Here is a 20,919-nt window from a genome sequence, read left to right as displayed (position 1 = left end):
GGCGCGGGGTGGCGGCGGGGGTCAGTGGGCGTCGGTGAGCTGTCCGGCGAGGCGGTCGTGCATGGCGGCGCTGGGCTCGTTGAGCCCGGTGACGGTGACCTTCTTGCCGTACGCCGCGTACTTGGTCTCGATGCCGTCGAGCGCCGCGACGGAGGAGGCGTCCCAGATGTGGGCGCGGGAGAGGTCGATGACGACGTCGTCCGGGTCGCCGGCGTAGTCGAACCGGTGGACCAGGTCGTTGGAGGAGGCGAAGAAGAGCTCCCCGGCGACGGAGTAGACGACCTGGTGGCCGTCGGGGTCGCGGACGCCGGAGACGTCGACGAGGTGCGCCACCCGGCGGGCGAAGGCGATCATCGCGACGACCGATCCGACGACGACGCCGACGGCGAGGTTGTGGGTGGCCACGACGACGAGGACGGTCACGGCCATGACGACGGTCTCGGCGAGGGGCATCCGCCTGAGCGTCCTCGGCCGTACCGAGTGCCAGTCGAAGGTGCCGACGGAGACCAGGACCATCACGGCGACCAGCGCGGCCATCGGGATGTCGGAGACGACGGGGCCGAAGACGATGCACAGCACCATCAGGAAGGAGCCCGCGAGGAAGGTCGAGAGCCGGGTGCGGGCGCCCGAGGTCTTCACGTTGATCATGGTCTGGCCGATCATCGCGCAGCCGCCCATGCCGCCGAAGAAGCCGGTGACGATATTGGCGACGCCCTGGCCGACCGACTCGCGGGTCTTGCTGGAGCGGGTGTCGGTGATCTCGTCGACGAGCTTGGCCGTCATCAGCGACTCCATCAGCCCGACCAGCGCGAACGCGAAGGAGTAGGGGGCGATGAGGGTGAGCGTGTCCAGCGTGAGGGGGACGTCCGGGATGCCGGGGACGGGCAGTGAGGAGGGCAGTTCGCCCTTGTCGCCGACGGTCGGGACGGCGATCCCGGCGGCGACGGTGATCACGGTGAGGACGACGATGGAGACCAGCGGCGCCGGGACCGCCTTCGTCACCTTCGGGAAGAGGACCATCAGCGCGAGCCCGGCGGCGATCAGCGGGTAGACCGGCCAGGGCACGTCCGTCATCTCCGGCACCTGCGCCATGAAGATCATGATCGCGAGGGCGTTGACGAAGCCGACCATCACGCTGCGCGGCACGAACCGCATCAGCTTCGCGACCCCGGCCGCGCCCAGCGCGACCTGGAAGACGCCGCCGAGGATCACCGCGGCGACCAGGTAGCCGAGCCCGTGCTCGCGGTTGAGCGGGGCGATGACCAGGGCTATCGCGCCGGTGGCCGCCGAGATCATGGCCTTGCGGCCACCGACGAGGGAGATGACCACGGCCATCGTGAAGGAGGCGAACAGCCCGACGCTCGGGTCGACCCCGGCGATGATCGAGAACGAGATCGCCTCGGGTATCAGCGCCAGCGCGACGACCAGACCGGCCAGCACCTCGGTGCGGAAGACCTTCGGGGACCTCAGGAAGTCGGGCCGGCCCGTGCGGGACAGGAGCGAGCGCGGCCCTCGGGCCGCCGGTGCTTCAGCGGACATGCATCCGTTTCCGTTCAGGCGCACGGCCGGGCCGTACGCGTCGTGCACTGTCGGCCCCCTCCCCCGCCGCCCTCCGGGCGCGCGGGCGCTCCGGCACGCACGGGTGCGCGCACCGTCGCAAGACTCCTGCCGGAGCCGGGGTGCGCGGCGCGGTACGTCCGGGGCGTGACGGAGAGGTGGTGGCCGGCCGGGTGCGGCCGGCGGTCGGGCATCATTGCCCGGTGGGCCGCGGGCCCCGGTCCGCGAGAGGCGGGTGCGGGGCGGCGGAGGTCCTCCGCTCGGATTCGAACTCTACCCTAACGTGAGGGTTGATTTCGGCCGGGGGCTCCGCGCACCGGGTGAGGGGAACTCCGCGGCCCGGTGACACGTCCTCCCACCGACGACGACGGTCCGGCAGCCAGGTCCGGACGCCAGAAGGAGCCGCGCAGCGATGACGACCGACCGGAAGATGCAGATCGGCGAGGTGGCCGACCGCACGGGCCTCTCCCTGCGCACCATCCGGCACTACGAGGAGGTCGGCCTCGTCGTCCCCTCGGCCCGCAGCAAGGGCGGCTTCCGGCTCTACACCGAGACCGACGTCGACCGCCTCATGGTCATCCGCCGCATGAAGCCCCTCGACTTCTCCCTCGACGAGATGCGCGACCTGCTGGAGATCACCGACCGCCTCGGCTCCCCCGGCGAGGACGAGGCCGCGCGGGAAGGGCTGCGCGAACGCCTCGACGCCTACCGCGAGGTCGCCGACGCGCGCTGCGAGAAGCTCCGCTCCCGCCTCGCCGCCGCCGAGGACTTCGCCGCGACGCTCCGCCACCACCTCACGGAGGCCACGGGCTGAAGACGCCCCCCCCCGAACAGCGCCCGGGCGACGGTCAGTTCGCCGGGGCGTGCCCGACGTAGACGGTGTTCGCCGAGGTGCCGCCCTGGAGGGGGTTGTCGAAGCGGACGTCGTGCGCGCGGGGGCGGTCGAAGACCTCGCCGAGGGCCGTCAGGAAGGCGTCGGCGGGCGGATCGTTCGACCAGAGCGCGAAGACGCCGCCGGGACGGAGCTTCGCGGCCAGCGCGCGCAGCCCGTCGGGCTCGTACAGGGCCGCGTGGCTCGGGTGCAGCACGTGGTCGGGCGCGTGGTCGACGTCCAGGAGGACGGCGTCGAAGCGGCGACCCGGCCGCTCCGCGTCGAAGCCGTCGGCGCCGAGCGCGAGGGCGAAGAAGTCCCCGGGGACGAGGCGGCAGCGGTCGTCCCCGGCCAGGCGGGGGCCGAGCGGGACGAGCCCGCGCTCGTGCCACCCGATCACCTCGGGCAGTGCCTCCACCACCAGCAGCGAGCGCAGCCGCGGGTCGTCCAGCACGGCGTCCGCGGTGTGGCCGAGCCCCAACCCGCCGACGACGACGTCGAGTTCACGCCCCTCGGCGCTCTCCAGGCCCAGCTGTGCGAGGGCCACCTCGCCCGCGGTGAACATGCTGGACATCAGGAAGTCGTCGTCGAGCTTGACCTCGTACACGTCCTCGCCCGAGGCGGGGTCCCTGCGGCGGCGGAGGCTGATCTCCCCGAGCCGCGTCGTCCGCCAGTCGAGCTCCTGGAACCGTGCACCCATGCGATCTCCGTCTCCGCGCCTGTCTCCCGCCCCGCTCGGAACGGGCGTGCCCGAGCCTATCCGCGCGGACGGGCCCGGGCACGCGGCGACAACAGGCCGCCGGGGTGCGAGGGTTCACCCCGCGGGGCAGTCCTCGGCCGGGGTCTCCCGGGCGGGGGCGCGGCGGGCGCGGGCGGCCGTGAGCAGGTGCAGGGCGAGGCCGAGCGCGGCGACGGCGGCGGCCACCCACGGCAGCCGCTCGGCCGGGAGCCCGCCGGCCAGCGCGAGCCCGCCGAGCGCGGAGCCCGCCGCGCTGCCCAGGTAGAGCGCGGAGTTGTTCAGCGCGAGCGCGACCGTGCCGCCGCCGAGGCCCAGCAGGCGCTGCTGCTGGGGCACTTGGAAGGCCCAGCCCACGGCGCCCCACAGCACCAGCGCGGGGAAGGCCGCGGCGCCGAGCAGCGGCAGCGCCCCCTCGGCGAGCACCAGCCCGGCCAGCAGCGCACCGGCCAGCGCCACGGCCCGGCCCGTACGGTCCAGCAGCGGCCCTGCCAGGACGCTGCCGAGGACGCCGCCGAGGCCCCAGGCCCACAGGTACGGCGCCGTCGCGTCCTCCGCCACGCCGCCCGCTGCGCCCAGGACGGGCGCGAGGTAGGTGTACAGGCCCAGGCTGGCGACGGCCGCGAGGAAGGAGGCGCCGACGACGGGCGCGACGCGGCGGTCGGTGAGCGCGCCGAAGCGCTCCCGCACCGGGACCTGCGGCCCCGCCGGGGTCCCCGGCAGGCGCAGCGCGAGCCCCGCGAGGGCGACCAGGCCGAGCCCGGTCACCAGCCACATCGTGGCCCGCCAGCCCGCCTGCCCGGCGATCAGCACCCCGAGCGGGACGCCGAGCACCGTCCCGGCACTCATCCCGCCCATGACCAGCGCGAGCGCCCGGCCCTGCCGCCCCTCGGGGGCGAGCGCGGACGCGGCGGCGGTGGCCAGCGCCGAGTACACCCCGGCCCCGGCCCCGGCGACGGCGCGGGAGCCGAGCAGCAGCGCGACCGAGGGGCTGACGGCGGTGAGCGCGTTGCCGAGGGTGAACACGGCGAGCGCGGCGATGATCAGAGCGCGGGGCCGTACGCCGGAGAGCAGGCCCGCGACGAGCGGCGCGCTGACCGCGTAGGCGAGGGTGAAGACGGTGACCATCTGTCCGGCCAGGGCCACCGTGGTGCCGAGGTCGGCGGCCACCACGGGCAGCAGCCCGGCCATCACATAGGCGTCCAGACCGAGCGTGAACGCTCCTGTCATCAGCAACCGGATTCCGCGCACCGCGCGCCAACTCCCTTGTTCCGTACCTGTTCCGGGTCGTCCCGGAGGGCCGCCGGAGGCAGCCGTCCGGGGAACGTAGGCCGGTCGCGGGGCCGCGGGGAAATGCCCCGGGCAGGGGATTTATTCTTGGGAGGCATGGATCTGAGCAGCGTCGAGCTCCGGCACCTGCGCGGCTTTCTCGCCGTCGCCGAGGAGCTGAACTTCACCCAGGCCGCGGCCCGGCTGCGCGTCGGCCAGCCGGCGCTCACCCGCACCGTGCGCGCCCTGGAGGACACCCTCGGCACCCGGCTGCTGGCGCGGACCACCCGCAGTGTCGAACTCACGCCCGCCGGGCACCGGTTGCACGGCGAGCTCACCCCGCTGCTCACCGGCCTGGACGCCGCGCTGCGGAGCACCGCGGACGGCGCCCTGATCCGGCTCGGCTTCACCTCCCAGCTCCCCGCCGCCTGCGCGGCCCTGACCTCGGCCTTCCGCCGGGCCACCGGAGCGGGCGTCCGGCTGGTGCGCAAGGACGCGCCGCTGGCCGGGCTGGACACCGGGGCCTGCGACATCGCGGTGCTGCGCGGCGGGACGCCGGACGGCGCGGCCGTGCGCAGCCGCGTCCTGCTGCACGAGCCCCGGGTGGCCGTGGTCGCCCGCGAGGGCGCGCTGCTCGCGGGCCGCCGGGTCGTGGACTGGGACGGGCTCGCCGAGCTGCCGCTCGTCGTCAACACCGTCACCGGCACGACCGGGCCCGAGCTGTGGCCGTCCGCGCGGCGGCCCGAACCGGCCTGCACCGCCGACAACTTCGACGAGTGGCTGGAGGCCGTGGCGGCCGGGCACGGCGTGGGCATCGCGCCGGAACCCGTGGTGCGCCGCCACCACCACCCGGGGCTGCGCGTCCTCCGGCTGAAGAACGCCCCGCCGGTGGCGGTGACGCTGGCGATCCCGGCCCGGAACCCGCACCCGCTCGCGGAGCGCTACTTCGACAGCGCGGCGGACGCCGGCGCCGCGTGACCGTACGGGCTCAGCCGGGTGCCACCGGCGTGATGTGGCTCAGGACGCACAGCCAGCGGCCGTCGCGGCGGACGAACACGTCGGTGGTCCACTCGTCGGCGTCGAACCGCTGCCCCCGGTAGTGCGCCGTGTTGGTGACGCGGGCCGTGAGCACCACGGTGTCGCCGTACGCGCGTACCCGGGGCCGGGTCGCGAGGTCCATCGCGGAGTGGGTGAGGTCGCCGGAGCCGACGAGGGCGAGGAACTGCTCCCTGGTGGCGACGCCGGAGCCGGAGACGATCACCCAGTCCTCGGCCATGAACTCCCCGATCCGCACGGGGTCGTCGGTGACGATCGCGGCGGCCCAGTCCTCGGCGAGCCGGACGAACGGGGCCTCGGCCCCGGTCTCCTCCGGCGTCTCCTGCCCGGATGCGCGGCTTTCCTCCACCCGACGACCGTAGCCGCGCCCGGCCGGGCCTGCGAGCGGTCCGCTTGTCCGGGCTTTCCCGGCCGCCCTACCGTGCCGGGGTGGAACTCTTCTCCCGCTCCTGGGACGCGCTGCGCGAAGCCGTCGCCGGACTCCGTGACGAGGACTTCGCCCGCCCCTCCGGATGCGCCGGCTGGCTCGTCCGGGACCTGGTGTGCCATCTCGTCATCGACGCGCAGGACGTGCTGATCACGCTGGCCACCCCCGCCGAGGCGGCACCGACCGCCGACGCGGCCACCTACTGGCACCTCGGCCAGGACCCGCCGAGCGGCGAGGACCCCCTCGACGCCCTCACCGTCCGGCTGGCCGCCGCGTACCGGGACCCGCGTCTGCTCGCCTTCCACCTGGACGACGTCGGCTCCGCCGCCGGACGCGCCGCCCGGCTCGCGAACCCCGGGGCCCTGGTCGGCACCCAGGACATGGTGCTCACGGTGCGCGACTACCTCGGCGCGTACGTCCTGGAGTGGACGCTGCACCACCTCGACCTGACCGCGCACCTGCCCGGCACGGCGGGGCCCCCGGCGGAGGGCCTCGCCGCGTCCCGGGCGCTGCTGGAGCGGATCGCCGGGGAACCGTTCCCCGCGTCCTGCGCGGACACGGACGCGCTGCTGACCGGCACCGGACGCCGGGCGCCGACCCGGGCCGAACGGGACCGACTCGGGCCGCTGGCCGGGCGGTTGCCGTTCGTCCTGGGCTGAGGGGCCCGGCGGAGGGGCGGGTGGGCCGCCGCTCCGCCGGGAGCCGTGCCGGTCAGGCGGAGGCCGTCGCCGAACCGGTCGGGGCCGGGCGTGCGGTGAGGTGCCCGGTGCGGTTCAGGCCGTACAGGGCCGCGCCGCAGCCGAGGCCGAGGGCGCACAGCACCAGCCACGGGATCGCGGAGATCCCGGCCGCGCGGGCGGCGTCCAGGGAGGCGCCGGTGAGCAGGTTGCCGAGGGTGATGCCGATCCCGCAGATGGTGTTGTACAGCCCGTAGTGGGTCGCGACGAGCCGGTCGCCGGAGAGCCGGACGATGGTGTCCATCTCGAAGGGGTAGGCGATCATCGTGCCCAGGGCCAGCAGCAGCGCGGACAGCGACGGCGGGACGGCGGCGAGCAGCCACAGCCCGGGCCCGCCCTCCGGCACCGGGACGGCGGTGGCCAGCAGCAGGGGCACGAAGCCGAGCCCCATGACCACCAGGCCCAGGGTGAGCGCCTGACCCGCCGTCATGCGGGCCTTGCACCAGGCGGTGAGCCGGGTCTGGCCGAGCAGCGTGCTCAGCCCGGACACCGCGAAGAGCACCGCGACCGCGACGGTGCCGAACGTCCCGTCGCCCCCGAGCCGCCGCACCTCCAGCGGCAGCGCCAGATAGACCTGGAACTGGAGCACGTAGAAGCCGGTCATGGCCGCGGCGAAGAGCAGGAACGACGGGTTCCGCACGATGCCCCGCCACTGCCGCAGCACGCCTTCCCGCTGCCCGGTCCCCTTGTCCGCGCCGGAGTCGTTGCCGCGGCGGGCCGGCAGGGCGCGGATCTGCACGATGCTGAGCAGCGTGAAGATCGCGGCCGAGACCATGCAGGTGACGCGGAAGTCGACGCCGGTCAGCAGCATGCCCACCAGCGGGCCGAGCAGGATTCCGCCCTGGTAGTAGACGTTGAACAGGGCGAACGCCTCGACCCTCCGCTCCCCCGCGTCCGCCGCCAGGTAGGCCCGCACGGACGGGTTGAACAGGGCGCCCGCGAGGCCCGTCGCGGCGGAGGCGGCCAGCAGCGCGGGGACGGAGTCGACCAGGCCGAGCGTGGCGAAGCCGAGGGTGCGCAGCACACAGCCGGCGACGATGAGGGGCTTGTAGCCGAACCGGTCGGCCAGCGTCCCGCCGACGAGGAACATGCCCTGCTGGCTGAAGTTCCGCACCCCGAGCACGAGTCCGACGATCCAGCCCGCGAGGCCGAGCGTGCCGGACAGATGCGCGGCCAGGTACGGCATCAGCATGTAGAAGCCCAGGTTGATGGTGAACTGGTTCACCATCAGCAGCTGGGTGCTCCGCTCGTACGAACGGGTCTGTGCGACAACCGACTTCACCGGTTCCCCTCCTTCAGCTCCACGCCCCGGTCCGCCGCGGCGAGGGTGAGCGGGTCGGACACGACGGGGCAGCGGGTCCAGCTGCTCACCTCCTTCTCGTCCTGGCGGCCGATCACCTCGGGTTCGGGTGCGGGCGGTGTGCCGAGCAGGCCGCGCTCGGCGCACCAGTCGTCGTCGAAGACCGTACCGAGGTAGCGCTGCGGCCCGTCCGGGAACACCGCGGCGATCCGCGTCCCCGCCGGCTGCGTACGGGCCAGCCAGCCGGCGACGAGGGAGACCGCGCCGACGCTCCAGCCGCCGCTCGCGTAGTGCGAGTTGGCGAGCTGCCTGGAGGTCCACACGGCCTCGGCCGGGGCGACCCAGTGCACCTCGCCGAAGTTCTCGTACGCCACGTTGCGGGGGTAGATGCTGGAGCCGAGCCCGCGCATCAGGCGGGGGCGCGCCTCCTGGCCGAAGATCGTCGAGCCGATGGTGTCCACCCCGACGAGCCGCATGCCGGGGTAGAGCTGCCGCAGCACCCGCGAGATCCCGGCGGAGTGCCCCCCCGTCCCCACGCTGCACACCAGCACGTCGATGTGGCCCATCTCCGCGGCCAGTTCCAGCGCGAGGGGCGTGTAGGCGGTGATGTTGTCCGGGTTGTTGTACTGGTCCGGGCACCAAGCCCCGGGGTCGTCCCGTTGCAGCCGGACCACGCGGTCGCGGCGGGCCTGCTGCCAGCCGCCCGTGGGGTGCGGCTCGTCGACGATGTCGACGCGGGCGCCGTACGCGGTCAGCAGCCGCGTCATGGACGGCTCCAGGCCCGGGTCGGTGACGAGGGTGACGGGGTGCCCGTACACCATGCCCGCGAGGGCGAGGCCCAGGCCGAGGGTGCCGCTGGTGGACTCGATGATCCGGGCTCCCGGCCGCAACTCGCCCCGGGCGCGGGCGCGTTCGACCATGTGCAGCGCGGGACGGTCCTTGATCCCGCCGGGGTTGAAACCCTCCAGCTTCGCCCAGAAGCCGCGGCCGGCGGGTGCCAGCGGCTCGGAGATCTCCAGCAGGGGGGTGTTGCCGACCAGCCCGGAGAGGGCGGAGCGGGCAGGGGGCGTGAGGTCAGTCGGAGTGTGCATGTTCCGCTCTCGTTCGAGGATCCGGGGATCCGGAGAACCCGAGGTGCCGGACGTCCCGGGACGCGGTGCGCGTACGGGTTTCGGGGGTCCGGGCTTCGGGATGGGCATCACGACGTGCTCCTCTCGCGCGCCGGTCTCCCGGCCGGTGGGCCGGGGACGGCGCGCGAGCACCGTCTAGATCCGCCATCTGCACACGAGCGCGAGTCTCGACCGCACCGGCCTGGCCCACTCCGCACGGCCCGGACGGGACTCCTCCGGCGCCACCCGCACCGGCCCGCCCGTCACCGGCACCGGAACGGCCGCCGGAACCGGGGGACTTGGCTGCGAGGAGCCGCGCCCGTCCCCCTCGTGCCCCGTCAGCGAGCACGGGTCGGCGGGCTCCTCCCCCACCCCGCTGCCGCGGCCCTCCGGGGCTTCGGGGGCTTCCCGTACGGCGGGGGACGCGGCGGCGCGGGAGGCGCCGTGCGGGTGGCCGTCGCCGTGCAGCGAACCGTGCAGCAGCGCGCCGCAGTCGAGCGCGGCCAGCAGCAGCCCGCCCAGCAGCAGGGACAGCATGCGGTGCCCGCGCCGGGCGGGGCGGGTCCGGGGCGTGCCCGGGGTGCGGTGCCGGGCGGGCGTACGGGTGTCGGGACGGGGTCGGTGACGGAACAGCACGGTTCCTCCGCGGAGCGGGCCGCCTCACGGCCACGGGCCGGAAGTCGACGGGTGGGGGGCGCTCTCGGGGCGCGGGTGGAGGGCGTCCGGGGCTGTCTGAACCGAGGGCGCGCGCAGTCGCGTTGCGCGCGGGCGGGCAGGCCGGTGGCGGCACCTGCGGCCTTCGGCCGGGACGGTGCGTTACGGCCGTCGCGTCGTGCTCGCGCAGGCGTCGGGCGCGTACGGGGTCGCGAGCGGTCGGGGCGCTCTCGGCAGACAGGAGGGGCGGCGCTTCTAGATGCGCAGGACGCCCGATCCGGTGGAATCCTTCAACCCGGCGGCCGGGACCACGACTTCACCGCGCGGGAAACTGCCCTGCGACGGGGCGGCAGGAGCGGCCCCTCCGGGCAGGAGCGACAGACAGGGCGCCTCCAGCGCGGGCCCCTGCGACGGCTGCCCGGGCACACACTCCTGGGGTGCGTGGGTCGAGCTGTGGCCGCCTTCGTGGCCGGCGTCCTCGCCGTGGCCCGTCGGGTCGGTGGCGAACGCGCGGGGGGCCCGGGGCTGTTGGGGTGCGCCGGACCTGTCGGGCTCGGCGGAGACCTGCCCGGAGGCGGGCGAGGCGGTTGTGGCTGAAACGTCGGGGTCCGGGGTGCTTCCCGTGTGCACCGTGGGGGCCACGTGGTGGGCCACCGCCTCGGTGCTCACACCGTGCGCGTACACGAACCCGAAAAGCAGCATGGCCACCAGCAACAGGCGCCGCGGCCCCGCCGTACGGCGGAACCACAGCGAGCCGGAGGGCGACCAGGCTGTGATCATGCCGTGATCCTAACGTGCCCTCGCCGGGACGCGGGCCGGCGTCGGCAGGATCACGCCAACGGCCGACCGTGCGCGAACCTCTCTGCCACCTACGGGACTTGACCTCTCCGGGTGGTCACCGCGGCCCCCGGCAGGGTGGGAGTCCGCTCAGGTGTTCTCTCCGCCGCGGGTCTCTCCGCCCGAGCCGGGGGACGCCCTCCACACGAGGTCCGCGAGTTCGCGGAGGGCCGCGCGGGTGTCCGACTGCATGCGGTCCAGGTCCAGTTCGGTGCCGGCCGCGAGGTGCTCGTCGAAGGGGAAGCTGACGACGGCGCGGCAGCGGGTCAGGAAGGGGCGTACGGCCCCCTGGGCTCCGATCGTGCCGCCCGTCGCGCGGACGCCCGAGACGACGGCGACGGCGCGCTGCACGAGGGAGCGGAAGCCCAGGCCGGAGAGCCGGTCGAGGCCGGCGCTCGCACTTCTCGCGCTCTCCGTCGACGGGCCCGTGACGACGACCAGTTGGTCGGCGAGGTCCAGGGCGGTGTGCGGCACGGAGCCGGGCTGCCCGCCGTCCCCGTCGGTGAGGATGACCAGGTACTGCTCGCGCAGGATGTCGATCAGCCGACGGTAGTGGTCGTCGCTGAGGGCCGTCGAGCCGTCCGGGCGGGCGTCACCGGCCAGGATCTCCAGCCCCGAGGGCGTCCGCGAGGTGAACCAGCGTGCGTCCGGCGGCCGGTTGAGGTACGGGGCCGACGCGAGGAGGTCGCGGGCCGATCCGTTCCCGGCCGACTCGCGGCGCACGCGGCCGTCCAGCGTGTTCGCGCCCCGAACGGTGTCGATCGCGATGACCGGCTGCCGGTGTGCCGAGGCCAGCAGGGAGCCCAGCGCCGCGGTCGTCGTCGTCCGCCCGGCACCTTCCTCGAAGCTCAGCACGACGATGCGGTAACTGACGGGGACGCGGGGGAGGTTGACGGGATGGTCGCGTCCCAGGTCGACGGAGTAGCCGCCTCGGGTGGGTGTGCCCTCGCCGGTGAGCGGGACGTCCTCGGACGAAGGCCCGGCCCCGCCCGTCGTCTCGGGCTCCTCTCCGGCCAAGGCCAAGGTGAGGTCGGGAGGCTCGTACGCCGGGGGCTCCGGGGGGAGGGTCCCGCGCCCGGACTCGTCTCCGGGCGCCGGGGATCCGGGAGATGGGAACTGCGGAGGCATCGGAGGCGGCGCGCCCCCGGGCGCGGGCGAGGAGAGGCCAGGGGGGTCGAACCGTGGGCGCAGTGGGGGAAGGGCGTCGCGCGGGGCAGACGGTAGGTTCCAGCCCGCGCAGGTGGCGAGTGACTGGAGGATGCGGGTCGGGGTGGGGCGGGTGCTGGGGTCGTCGCTGACCGACTGTCTGACCGTGTCGCGGAACGGGGCCCACTCGGGGCCCCGCCAGTCGGACAGGGCGCCGAGGAGGCGGCCCAGCGCGTGGACGTTGTCCGGGGCGGTGGGCGGGCCGTGGCGGCCCTCCCAGATCATCCGGCCGTCGATGACGGCGGACGTCCAGGCGGTGAGGGCGAGGCGGCCGCCCGTCGGCCAGAACACGGTGTCGACGGACAGGTCGCCGTGGACCATGCCGTGCTCGTGGCAGCGGCGTACCGCCTCGATCAGGTGCCAGGCGGGTGCGGCGGCGTGCAGGGCGGACAGCGGCTCGTGGGTCTCCAGGTGCCGCCGGAGCGAGGGGGCCGGGCCGTCGTCCGGGCCGAGCAGCAACTCCTCGGCGACCCAGGGGATGTCGGCCTCCAGGTCGGCGTCCAGCAGCCGCGGGGCGCCCTGGCCCGCCATGCGGCGCAGCGCCTCCGCCTCCGTGTGCAGCAGCGCCCACTGCTCGGGGTGGTGGTACCCCTCCGGCATCCGGACGACGGCCACGGCACCGTCCGGGGCCCGGCCGAGATAGGCGGACATCCGCGCACGCCGCTGCGCACGGTGGCTGAGCACGTACGGCCCCACGCGGTCGGGGTCACGGCCCGGGAGCAGCAGCTCCCAGTCCTGGTACCGCGGCAGCCTTCCGCCTTCACCGGCAACGGACTCGGGGCCGGACGTGGGCCCTTCTCCGGCGGACCGGGGCGGCTGCGGACGTTCCGACGGCGGCGGGTGCCCGGGCGGCCGGGGACGCTCCGCTTCCGGCGCCTGGTCGGCCTCCCTTTCCCCCGCGCGCTCCGTCGCCCGCTCCAGCTCCGGCCTCGTCTCCGACTCCAGGTCCGGCCTCGTCTCCGGCCCCAGTTCCGTCCCCGTCTCCAGTTCCAGGCCCGGCCTCGTCTCCCGCTCCAGCTCCGGCCTGACCTCCGACTCCAGGCCCGGCCTCGTCTCCCGCTCCAGCTCCGGCCTGACCTCCGACTCCAGGCCCGGCCTCGTCTCCCGCTCCAGCTCCGGCCTGACCTCCGACTCCAGGCCCGGCCTCGTCTCCCGCTCCAGCTCCGTCCCCGTCTCCAGTTCCAGGTCCGGCCTCGTCTCCCGCTCCAGCTCCGGCCTCGTCTCCGACTCCAGGCCCGGCCTCGTCTCCCGCTCCCGCCCCGCCACTTGCCCCGCCCCCAGATGCCCCGCGAGTCGGGTCCCGATGGTGGTGAAGGGGCGGGAGTCCGCCGGGAGGGTGCCGGGGCCGCCGCCGGGGTGGGCGAGCCAGGTGGGGAAGCCCGCGAGGCCGGGGGCGTGCCGGGCCAGCACCTCGGTGATCCGGCGTTCCGTCTCCAGCAGTTCGGTGGCGGGTACGGCGTCGAGGAGGGCCTCGCGTGTCCGGGGCTCGAAGTCGAACAGGCGCTGCCGGGGCGGGGGTTCGGGCGTGCCGTCGGCGGGGTGCAGGAGGCCGCCGAGGAAGACCTCGGCGAGGTGCGAGGTCTCGGCCCGCCACGGTGCCCCTTCCCGTACGAGGCGCATCACCGGGACGGACAGCGGGCCCACGGCGGCCAGGTGTGCGGCAAGGCGGTACGCCTCGGGGGTGGCGGCGGCGCGGAAGCGCAGCAGGCCGTCCAGCGGGTCCGGGACGCGGGAGGTCTCCGGCGGCAACGGGCTTTCCGCGCCGGGGCGTCGGGCCTCGGCGGGGCGGAGCAGCGGGAGCAGAGCGGTGCTGCCGGGTGAGGCGAGGAGCCGGGCCCAGGTGCCCATGGGGCCCGGCCGGGGTTCGAGGACGGGGACGGGGGCGTGGCCCCAGGCGGCGAGCGGGTCGGGGACGGGTACGGGGAGGACGGGGTCGCCGACCGTCCACTCGGTGTTGGGGGCGCCGCGCCGGCCCGTCGAGACCTGCCAGTCGGCGGCGCGGACGCCGGAGCCGTCCCACATCCGCGGGGGCAGCGCGTGCACCACGGCGGTGGGCCCGCGACGGGCCCACTCGGCGAGGGCCCGGTGCATCCGCCCGTCGCCCCAGGCCGCGCCCATGCCGTCGCTGAGCACCAGGACGAGGGTGCCGCCGGAGGGGTCGGCGGCGAGGCGGGCCGGGAGGGTGGCCTCGTCCGGGGCGAAGGGGCGGCGGCGGAGGGCGGGGGCGCTCTCGCCGCGGGTGTGCAGGCCGAAGGCGCGCACGGTGCGGAAGGCTCCCAACCGCTGGGTGAGGGCGCGGAGTTCGGTGGCCAGGCGCTGCCACAGCAGCATGGAGACGCCGTCGTCGACGAGCAGGGCGAGGTCGAGCCAGCGGTCCCTGGCGGGGCGCAGGTGCACGTCGGGCAGGCCGGTCTCGGCGAAGGCGAAGGCCGTGGCCCGCTCGTCGAACTCGCGGCGCACGGGGCTGGCCCGGTGCTGCTTGAGCGGGCGCAGGGCGCGGCCGAGGCGCAGTTCGGAGCGGAGTGCCCGGGCCTCGGGGGCCCGCAGCGGGGTGGCGGCGGTGCCCTCACCGGGGGCTTCGGTTGCGGGGTGCCGCTCCGGCGGGCGGAAGGGGTGCAGCGCTCCGGCGGGCGTGTCCTCCTCGGGCTCGCGCGTGCGGTGTCCGGGCGGCGGGGGTGCGGACGGGAGAGGGCTGCCGCGGTGCGGCTGGTACGGGACGCCGTCGGACGGCCGCGGGGCCAGCGGGGCCCGGGCGTCGGCCGGGGGCATGCGGCGGGCGAGCCAGAGCGCGTCGAGGAGCTGCTGTACGTCCAGGCCGGCGCCGGCGGCGGAGAGCGTGGCCAGCAGGTGCCCGAACGGGCCGGAGCCGCCGCATCCCGCGTCCTGGGGCGCCATCCGTCAGACCGTTCCGCCGAGTTGGTGCAGTACCGCGTCGAGCAGGCCGTCCGCCGACAGGTCGACGCCGCCGGTGCGCAGGAAGACGGCGTTGAGCAGCTGGTCGGTGGCGAGTTCGCCGGGGGCGCGGCGCCGGAGGAAGGCGTCGACGATGTCGTCGATCTCGGTGAGCGCCTCCTCGCCGAGGTGCGCGGTGACGATGGCGCGCAGCATGCCCTCGTCGGGGGTGGGCAGTTCGAGGGGTACGCAGCGGCGGAGGAAGGCGGGCGGGAAGTCGCGTTCGCCGTTGCTGGTGATGACGACGACGGGGAACTCGGTGCACCGCACCCGCCCGCGTTCCACGGTGGTGTGCTCGCCCCGGTGCGCGGTGCGCACCTCCACCTCGGACTGTTCCTCGGGCAGCCGGGCCAGTTCGGGGATCTCGAACTCGCCCTCCTCGAAGACCGTCAGCAGGTCGTTGGGCAGGTCGACGTCGCCCTTGTCGAGTTCGTCGACGAGGAGGACGTGCGGCCGGGCGCGCGGGGTGAGCGCGGTGCCGAGGGGGCCGAGGCGGACGAAGGTGCCGATGGCGGGCTCCTCCTCGCTGCGGTCCCGGCTGAGGGAGGACTCGCGGAGCCGGCCGATGGCGTCGTACCGGTAGAGCGCCTCCTCCACGGTGGAGCGGCTGTTGACGGGCCAGTGCAGGACCTCGCCGAGGCCGAGTTCGTGGGCGACGGCGCGGGCGAGGGAGGACTTGCCGGTGCCGGGGGTCCCGGTCACCAGCAGCGGGCGCCGCAGGTGCAGGGCCGCGTTCACGACGTCGGCGTGCGCGGGGGTGATGAGGTAGCGGGAGCCCTCGTCGTCCGGGGCCGCCCGGGTGCGGGGGGCGGTGAAGCTGCGCCACGGGGGCGGGGGCGGCATGGTGACGGTGCGCCGTTCGCCGTCGCCGCGGAACAGCCTCCAGTCCGCCGGCTCGGCCGTGTTCGGGGCGTGCTCGGGGTGCATCCGGCCTCCAGTGCCGCTGTGGTCGCTGCCGTGCGGGGTGCGGGGTGTCATGCGGGTTCCGAGGGGTCGGCGAGGACAGCGCGGGGCAGGGCGCGGTCGGGGTCCTCCCAGGCCAGGGCCGGGCGTCCGGCGAACTCGCCGGGGCTGTGCAGGCTCTGCGCCCGGTGGACGCGGACCCGCTCGGGGGTCTGGCACGGCGCGCCCCGCACGATCCGCTCCAGGTCCGGTACGGACGCGGGCTGTCCGCGGTCCCAGAGGACGACGGGGACGCGTACCGCCAGGCAGAGCCGGACGAGTTCGGCGCTCGCCTTCCCTGGCGCGTGCACCACGACGCAGGCCGTGTCCGGGCTGCCCATCAGCAGCCCGTAGACCTCGCGGCGGCCGGCGGGTTCGTCCGGGCCGCCGATGCGGAGGGGCTCGCAGGTCTCCAGGCCCTGCCAGCGGTGCCGCCAGTCGGCGGCGAAGCGGCCGCCCTCGGCGAACTCGGGGCAGCGGACGACCACCGGGTACTCGGCGCCGAGCATGCCGGGCACCAGGCTGTCCGGGGACTCCCACTGGTCGACGGCGAGGTCCAACGCGTCGCGGCTGAGCAGGAGTTCCACCACGGGGCGGGTGTTGCCGGGCGCCGCGGCGTGCAGCGGGCCGAGCACGTCGAAGATCTCGGTGACCACCTCGGCGGGCTCCCGGGGCCGGTCCGCGTCCTCGGAGACGGGCAGCGGGCGGCTGCCCTCGTCCAGCCAGATCCGCATCCGGTACCGGTCGCCGCCCGCGTGGTGGCGGCCGATCTCGGCGAGGACGCGCGGGGCCGGCGCCGAGCGGCGGGCCCACTCCCGCGCGTCGGCCCGGCGCTCGTGCAGCGCGGAGTCGTGCACGCCCAGGCGCGCGGCGACCTGCTCGCTCCAGCCGCGGAGGGCCGCGCGCTCCTGCGTGCCGGGGCAGCGTGCGGCCAGGTACTCGACGACCCGGAGCAGCCCCGGCACCTGCGAGGTCCCCTCCGGCACGGTCCTGCTGTCGCCCGGGAGTCCCTCCAGGTAGCGGACGAGCGCTTCGAGTTGGCGTGCGTGCTCCTCGGTGTCCCCGGGCGTCGCCGCGGGGCGGGTGGTCCGGCCGAGGGCGCGTTGCAGGGGGGCGGGGACGTGGGTGACGGGGAGCGCGGTGCGCACGACGGTGGGGAGCAGGGCCGCGGTGGCGGGGGCGAGGGTGGTGAGCAGGCCGCTGAGCACCCGGTGTTCGCCGGGTGACAGCAGCGCCCCCTGCCCGGTCAGCCGGGCGGCGGCGAGGACCCGCGGCACGTGCTCGGGGCTGTGCAGCCGCAGCGCCTCGGTGAACGCGGGCAGGGCGCGGTCGCGGGCGAGGAGGAAGCGGACGAAGGTGTCGACGGTGCGTCCGGCCGTCCCGGCCGGGGTTCCCATGCCGCACCGGTCGGCCACCATGCGGGCCAGTTCGGCACGTTGGGCCGGGCCGGGCAGGGCGCGGGCGACCGCCTCGGCGAGCGGCCGCAGCGCCGGATGGTCCCCGACGGCGGGTGCCGCCTGCTCGACCAGCGCCGCCGCGCCCCGGGAGGCCAGCTCGGCCCGGACGCGCTGCCACGGGATGCCCCAGCTGCGGCGCACCACCCGCTGCGGAGTGAAGGGCAGCGGCTCCCCCGTGGCGGGGTCCCGGGGCGGGGTCAGGGTGGCGGCCACCAGGCCGACGGCGGCGCCGAGTTCGGCCGACCAGAGGGGGCCGCCGCTGTAGCCGTGGTCGATGGCGAGGCCGGACAGGCGTCCGTCCACGTATCCGAAGCGGTCGCCGCACTCGGTGACGCGGGCGTCCGCGTACGAGCCGTGGGCGCCGCCGCCGTGCCAGGCCCGGACCTCCTGGCCCTTCTCCATGGGCTGCCAGTACGCCGGGGACAGGGCCGGGGGCAGGTCCTCGGTCAGGGCGAGCACGGCCAGGTCGCCGCCCCATTCCCAGGCGCCGTGCGGGGCGGGCGGCTCCGGCGCGATCCACAGCTCCAGCCGGGCCGTGCGGGAGAAGGCGCCGTCCGGGCCCCGCACGGTGGCCGGTAACGTCACCTCGCCCGGGTGCGCGGTGGCCAACTGCTCGTTGCCCAGAGCGCTGTTGACGACGTGGGCGCAGGTCAGCAGCCGCTGTCCGGGCAGCAGCACGCCCGCGCCGACGGCCCGGCCGTCCGCCGGGCTGAGCACCGCGACGGCCGCGGGCCGCTCCCGCCAGTCCCGCGCGCCCGTCACCTTCTCCGGCTCCCCGGTCACCGGTGCGGGGCCGCGGGCCGCCAGGTGGCGGTGACCCGCAGGTTCGCCTGTCCGGTGGCGCCGACGAGGCCGAGCTTGAGGTCCTGCCCCACCTGGACGCCGAACTCGACGGTGACCTCCTCCGGCGGGGTCTGGGCCGTGGACAGCGAGGCGTTCACCTCGTCCAGCAGGGCGCCCAGCGGCTTCAGGGTGGTACGCAGCGCCTGCCGCGCGGTCGCCGCCGCCGCGTCCGTGCCCCGGCTCACCGGCACCGCGGGCCCCGCTCCCCCGGGCAGGTCGGCCGGCTCCGGATCGGGGGTGTGCGCGGGTGTTCCGGGTGGCGGGGGCCCGGCGGGGGCCAGTTCCACGCGTACGGCCGTGTCGTCGCTCAGGGTGAGTTCCGCGTACCGGGTCATGGGTCCATCATGTCGACGCGGGCGGCCCGTTGTCTCGCCTCTTTCCCAACCGGGGGCGGGACGTGGGGTGTTGCGCGCGGGGCCGCCGGCGGGCGTCAGTCCTCGTGGTCGGGGGCGATGCGGCGGGCGAGGCGGAGCATGGCGGCCCAGGCGAGTTCGCCGGAGTCGTCCATCCGCAGGCCGTCGCCGGTGGCCTCGCCGTTCAGCTGGCGGGAGGCGTGGTCGCAGACGTCGGGCGGCGGCACGTCCGGGACCGTTCCGCCGGACTGTGCCGCGAGCTGGATCTCGCACGCCTTGTCCAGGTAGTACATCCGCAGGAAGGCGCTGCCCGCCGTGGGGCCGACGGTCAGCAGGCCGTGGTGGCGCAGGATCAGCGCGTCGTGGTGGCCCAGGTCGCGGACGAGGCGGTGCTGTTCGTCCAGGTCGAGGGCGACGCCCTCGTAGTCGTGGTAGCCGACGCGCCCGTGGAACTGCAGGTTGATCTGGTTGACGGGCAGCAGCCCGTCCGGCTGCGCGGCCACGGCGCAGCCGGCCCTGGTGTGGGTGTGCAGGACGCACAGCGCGTCCTCGCGCGCGGCGTGCACGGCGCTGTGGATGACGAAGCCGGCCGGGTTGACCCGGTACGGGGTGGGCTCCACCGGGCGCCCTGTCATGTCGATCTTGACCAGGGAGGAGGCCGTGATCTCCTCGAAGAGCAGGCCGTAGGGGTTGATCAGGAAGTGGTGTTCCGGCCCGGGCAGGCGCAGCGAGATGTGGGTGAAGATGAGGTCGGTCATCCGGAAGTGCGCGACGAGGCGGTAGACGGCGGCCAACTCCCGCCGCAGCCGCAGCTCTTCGGCCTCCCGCGTCTCCTCGTCGCCCGCGGGGCCGGTCTCGTGGAGGGTTTCGCCGGTCCGTGACATGGGGGTTCCTCCCCTGGCTCGGGACGGATACCGTCCCTGCCTACCCGCGCCCGCCCGGCGGGATGCCGACGGGCCCCGGAACGGCCGGAACCCCCGCCGGGTTGCCGGGGGCAGCAGAATGGCCCGGCCGGGCGCGCGAGGTCCGGCGGCAGGACGGCTGGACGACCGCTGAATGGGGTACCGCATGAACACCGCACCCGGCACCGGCTCCCGCGCGGACGGCGTGCGCAGCAGCACCGTCGACGGGGTGCTGCTGCGCAGCGCGCGGCGCGTTCCGGGGCGCACGGCCGTGCGGTACGGGGCGCGCGCGTGGACGTACGCGGGGCTGGACGCGGCGGTCTCGGCGGCCGCCGCGGTGCTGCGCGCCGAGGGGCTGGCGCCCGGTGACCGGGTGGCGAGCTACGGGCACAACTCGGACGCGTACCTGATCGGCTTCCTGGCCTGCGCCCGCGCCGGGCTGGTGCACGTACCGGTGAACCAGAACCTGACGGGCGAGGACCTGGCCTATCCGCTCACCCAGTCCGGGGCTTCCCTGGTCCTCGCCGACCCGGATCTGGCGGGGCAACTGCCCGACGGCGTACGGGTGCTGCCGCTGCGGGACGACGACCGTTCGCTGCTGGCCCGGCTCGACGGGGCCGGTCCGCCGCCGGAGGACGGCCCCGGTCCCGGCAGCGAGGATCTCGTCCAGCTGCTCTACACCTCCGGCACCACCGCGCTCCCGAAGGGCGCGATGATGACGCACCGGGCGCTGGTGCACGCGTACGTCAGCGCGATCACCGCGCTCGAACTGCACGAGGACGACCGGCCGGTGCACGCGCTGCCGCTCTACCACTCGGCCCAGCTGCACGTCTTCCTGCTGCCGTACCTCGCCGTCGGGGCGACCAGCACGATCCTCGACGCGCCGGACGGGGACCGGATTCTCGGCCTGGTCGAGGCCGGCGAGGCCGACAGTCTCTTCGCCCCACCGACGGTGTGGATCGCGCTCGCCGGGCGCGAGGACTTCGCCACCCGCGAGCTGGGCGCGCTGCGCAAGGCGTACTACGGCGCCTCGGTGATGCCGGTGCCGGTGCTGGAGCGCATCCGTGAACTGCTGCCCGGGCTGCGGTTCTTCAACTGTTTCGGGCAGAGCGAGATCGGCCCGCTGGCCACGGTGCTGCGCCCCGAGGAACACGCGGGCCGGATGGACTCCTGCGGGCGTCCCGTGCTGTTCGTCGAGGCGCGGGTGGTGGACGAGGCGGGCGAGGACGTGCCGGACGGGACGCCGGGCGAGGTCGTGTACCGCTCGCCGCAGCTCTGCGAGGGCTACTGGGACAAGCCGGAGGAGACCGGGGCGGCCTTCCGGGACGGGTGGTTCAGGTCCGGGGATCTGGTGGTGCGGGACGCGGAGGGCTATCTCACGGTCGTCGACCGGGTGAAGGACGTCATCAACTCCGGTGGCGTGCTGGTCGCTTCGCGGCAGGTGGAGGACGTGCTCTACAGCCACCCCGCGGTGGCCGAGGCGGCGGTGGTCGGGCTGCCGGACGAGCGGTGGATCGAGGCGGTCACCGCCGTGGTGGTGCCGCGCGGCGCGGTCACGGCGGAGGAACTCGCCGCGTACGCGCGCGAGCGGCTGGCCGGATTCAAGGCACCCAAGCGCGTCGTCCTCGCCGAGACGCTGCCCCGGAACGCCAGCGGGAAGATCCTCAAGCGCCGGCTGCGCGACACCCTGACCTGAGCCCGTCGCGGCGCC

General features: G+C 75.4%; 17 protein-coding genes. 4 read left to right on the top strand and 13 right to left on the bottom strand.

Features of this window, described 5'->3' with window-relative positions; genetic code table 11:
• Positions 1-21: 21 nt before the first annotated feature.
• Entirely contained in the window at positions 22-1,539 is a 1,518-nt protein-coding gene (locus tag HCC30_RS14220; RefSeq protein WP_169442866.1) for a SulP family inorganic anion transporter, read from the bottom strand.
• A gap of 430 nt (positions 1,540-1,969) precedes the next feature.
• Between HCC30_RS14220 and HCC30_RS14215 the strand changes: the two genes are divergently transcribed.
• The gene (locus HCC30_RS14215) at positions 1,970-2,371 is read left to right on the top strand and encodes a MerR family transcriptional regulator (protein WP_169442865.1); all 402 of its coding nucleotides are present in this window, start codon (positions 1,970-1,972) and stop codon (positions 2,369-2,371) included.
• A gap of 34 nt (positions 2,372-2,405) precedes the next feature.
• Here the strand turns inward: HCC30_RS14215 and HCC30_RS14210 are convergent, their stop codons facing one another.
• Positions 2,406-3,128: a spermidine synthase gene (locus HCC30_RS14210; RefSeq protein WP_169442864.1), complete on the bottom strand. Its 723-nt coding sequence runs from the start codon at positions 3,126-3,128 to the stop codon at positions 2,406-2,408.
• 114 nt (positions 3,129-3,242) lie between these two features.
• Entirely contained in the window at positions 3,243-4,394 is a 1,152-nt protein-coding gene (locus HCC30_RS14205; RefSeq protein WP_206323799.1) for an MFS transporter, read from the bottom strand.
• Positions 4,395-4,550: 156 nt separating this feature from the next.
• On the opposite strand from HCC30_RS14205, the gene HCC30_RS14200 reads away from it, so the two are divergent.
• Complete coding sequence (locus HCC30_RS14200) at positions 4,551-5,411, top strand: LysR family transcriptional regulator (protein WP_240979556.1); 861 nt, start codon at positions 4,551-4,553, stop codon at positions 5,409-5,411.
• Positions 5,412-5,421: 10 nt separating this feature from the next.
• On the opposite strand, the gene HCC30_RS14195 is transcribed toward HCC30_RS14200, so the two are convergent.
• On the bottom strand, positions 5,422-5,838 hold the full coding sequence (locus HCC30_RS14195) for a nuclear transport factor 2 family protein (protein ID WP_169442861.1): 417 nt from the start codon (positions 5,836-5,838) through the stop codon (positions 5,422-5,424).
• A gap of 80 nt (positions 5,839-5,918) precedes the next feature.
• Between HCC30_RS14195 and HCC30_RS14190 the strand changes: the two genes are divergently transcribed.
• A complete protein-coding gene (locus tag HCC30_RS14190) occupies positions 5,919-6,575 on the top strand; it encodes a maleylpyruvate isomerase N-terminal domain-containing protein (RefSeq protein ID WP_169442860.1) in 657 nt (218 codons plus the stop codon).
• 52 nt (positions 6,576-6,627) lie between these two features.
• Here HCC30_RS14190 and HCC30_RS14185 read toward each other — a convergent pair whose 3' ends face one another.
• The 9 genes from HCC30_RS14185 to HCC30_RS14145 all read right to left on the bottom strand — a co-directional run bounded on the left by HCC30_RS14185 (position 6,628) and on the right by HCC30_RS14145 (position 19,190).
• Complete coding sequence (locus HCC30_RS14185; protein WP_169442859.1) at positions 6,628-7,935, bottom strand: MFS transporter; 1,308 nt, start codon at positions 7,933-7,935, stop codon at positions 6,628-6,630.
• A complete protein-coding gene (locus HCC30_RS14180) occupies positions 7,932-9,044 on the bottom strand; it encodes a PLP-dependent cysteine synthase family protein (RefSeq protein ID WP_169442858.1) in 1,113 nt (370 codons plus the stop codon). The genes HCC30_RS14185 and HCC30_RS14180 overlap by 4 nt, the downstream gene beginning before the upstream one ends.
• A gap of 174 nt (positions 9,045-9,218) precedes the next feature.
• Positions 9,219-9,698 (bottom strand): hypothetical protein, encoded by a 480-nt coding sequence (locus HCC30_RS14175; RefSeq protein ID WP_169442857.1) that lies wholly within the window; start codon positions 9,696-9,698, stop codon positions 9,219-9,221.
• Positions 9,699-9,971: 273 nt separating this feature from the next.
• Entirely contained in the window at positions 9,972-10,496 is a 525-nt protein-coding gene (locus HCC30_RS14170; protein ID WP_169442856.1) for a hypothetical protein, read from the bottom strand.
• A gap of 147 nt (positions 10,497-10,643) precedes the next feature.
• Positions 10,644-14,654, bottom strand: a complete 4,011-nt coding sequence (locus tag HCC30_RS28265; protein WP_206323797.1) for an SAV_2336 N-terminal domain-related protein — start codon at positions 14,652-14,654, stop codon at positions 10,644-10,646.
• Between the two features lie 3 nt (positions 14,655-14,657).
• The gene (locus tag HCC30_RS14160) at positions 14,658-15,554 is read right to left on the bottom strand and encodes a MoxR family ATPase (RefSeq protein WP_169442891.1); all 897 of its coding nucleotides are present in this window, start codon (positions 15,552-15,554) and stop codon (positions 14,658-14,660) included.
• 131 nt (positions 15,555-15,685) lie between these two features.
• Positions 15,686-17,872, bottom strand: coding sequence for a trypsin-like peptidase domain-containing protein (locus HCC30_RS14155; protein WP_169442855.1), 2,187 nt, complete (start codon positions 17,870-17,872; stop codon positions 15,686-15,688).
• 17 nt (positions 17,873-17,889) lie between these two features.
• Positions 17,890-18,288, bottom strand: a complete 399-nt coding sequence (locus tag HCC30_RS14150; RefSeq protein ID WP_169442854.1) for a CU044_2847 family protein — start codon at positions 18,286-18,288, stop codon at positions 17,890-17,892.
• Positions 18,289-18,383: 95 nt separating this feature from the next.
• Positions 18,384-19,190, bottom strand: a complete 807-nt coding sequence (locus tag HCC30_RS14145; protein ID WP_169442853.1) for a class II aldolase/adducin family protein — start codon at positions 19,188-19,190, stop codon at positions 18,384-18,386.
• A gap of 184 nt (positions 19,191-19,374) precedes the next feature.
• On the opposite strand from HCC30_RS14145, the gene HCC30_RS14140 reads away from it, so the two are divergent.
• Positions 19,375-20,904, top strand: a complete 1,530-nt coding sequence (locus tag HCC30_RS14140) for a fatty acyl-CoA synthetase (RefSeq protein ID WP_169442852.1) — start codon at positions 19,375-19,377, stop codon at positions 20,902-20,904.
• Positions 20,905-20,919 lie beyond the last annotated feature (15 nt).

This window comes from Streptomyces sp. HNM0574 (genome assembly GCF_012726235.1).
Lineage (GTDB): Bacteria > Actinomycetota > Actinomycetes > Streptomycetales > Streptomycetaceae > Streptomyces.
This window is presented reverse-complemented; position numbering and strand designations above follow the sequence as displayed.

Bases quoted from the DNA above. Each gene is read 5' to 3' on its own strand.
- HCC30_RS14140 (WP_169442852.1), top strand. From the start codon at position 19,375: ATGAACACCGCACCCGGCACCGGCTCCCGCGCGGACGGCGTGCGCAGC.
- HCC30_RS14170 (WP_169442856.1), bottom strand. From the start codon at position 10,496: ATGATCACAGCCTGGTCGCCCTCCGGCTCGCTGTGGTTCCGCCGTACG.
- HCC30_RS14210 (WP_169442864.1), bottom strand. From the start codon at position 3,128: ATGGGTGCACGGTTCCAGGAGCTCGACTGGCGGACGACGCGGCTCGGG.
- HCC30_RS14145 (WP_169442853.1), bottom strand. From the start codon at position 19,190: ATGTCACGGACCGGCGAAACCCTCCACGAGACCGGCCCCGCGGGCGAC.
- HCC30_RS28265 (WP_206323797.1), bottom strand. From the start codon at position 14,654: ATGGCGCCCCAGGACGCGGGATGCGGCGGCTCCGGCCCGTTCGGGCAC.
- HCC30_RS14150 (WP_169442854.1), bottom strand. From the start codon at position 18,288: ATGACCCGGTACGCGGAACTCACCCTGAGCGACGACACGGCCGTACGC.
- HCC30_RS14205 (WP_206323799.1), bottom strand. From the start codon at position 4,394: ATGACAGGAGCGTTCACGCTCGGTCTGGACGCCTATGTGATGGCCGGG.
- HCC30_RS14180 (WP_169442858.1), bottom strand. From the start codon at position 9,044: ATGCACACTCCGACTGACCTCACGCCCCCTGCCCGCTCCGCCCTCTCC.
- HCC30_RS14160 (WP_169442891.1), bottom strand. From the start codon at position 15,554: ATGCCGCCCCCGCCCCCGTGGCGCAGCTTCACCGCCCCCCGCACCCGG.
- HCC30_RS14200 (WP_240979556.1), top strand. From the start codon at position 4,551: ATGGATCTGAGCAGCGTCGAGCTCCGGCACCTGCGCGGCTTTCTCGCC.
- HCC30_RS14220 (WP_169442866.1), bottom strand. From the start codon at position 1,539: ATGTCCGCTGAAGCACCGGCGGCCCGAGGGCCGCGCTCGCTCCTGTCC.
- HCC30_RS14215 (WP_169442865.1), top strand. From the start codon at position 1,970: ATGACGACCGACCGGAAGATGCAGATCGGCGAGGTGGCCGACCGCACG.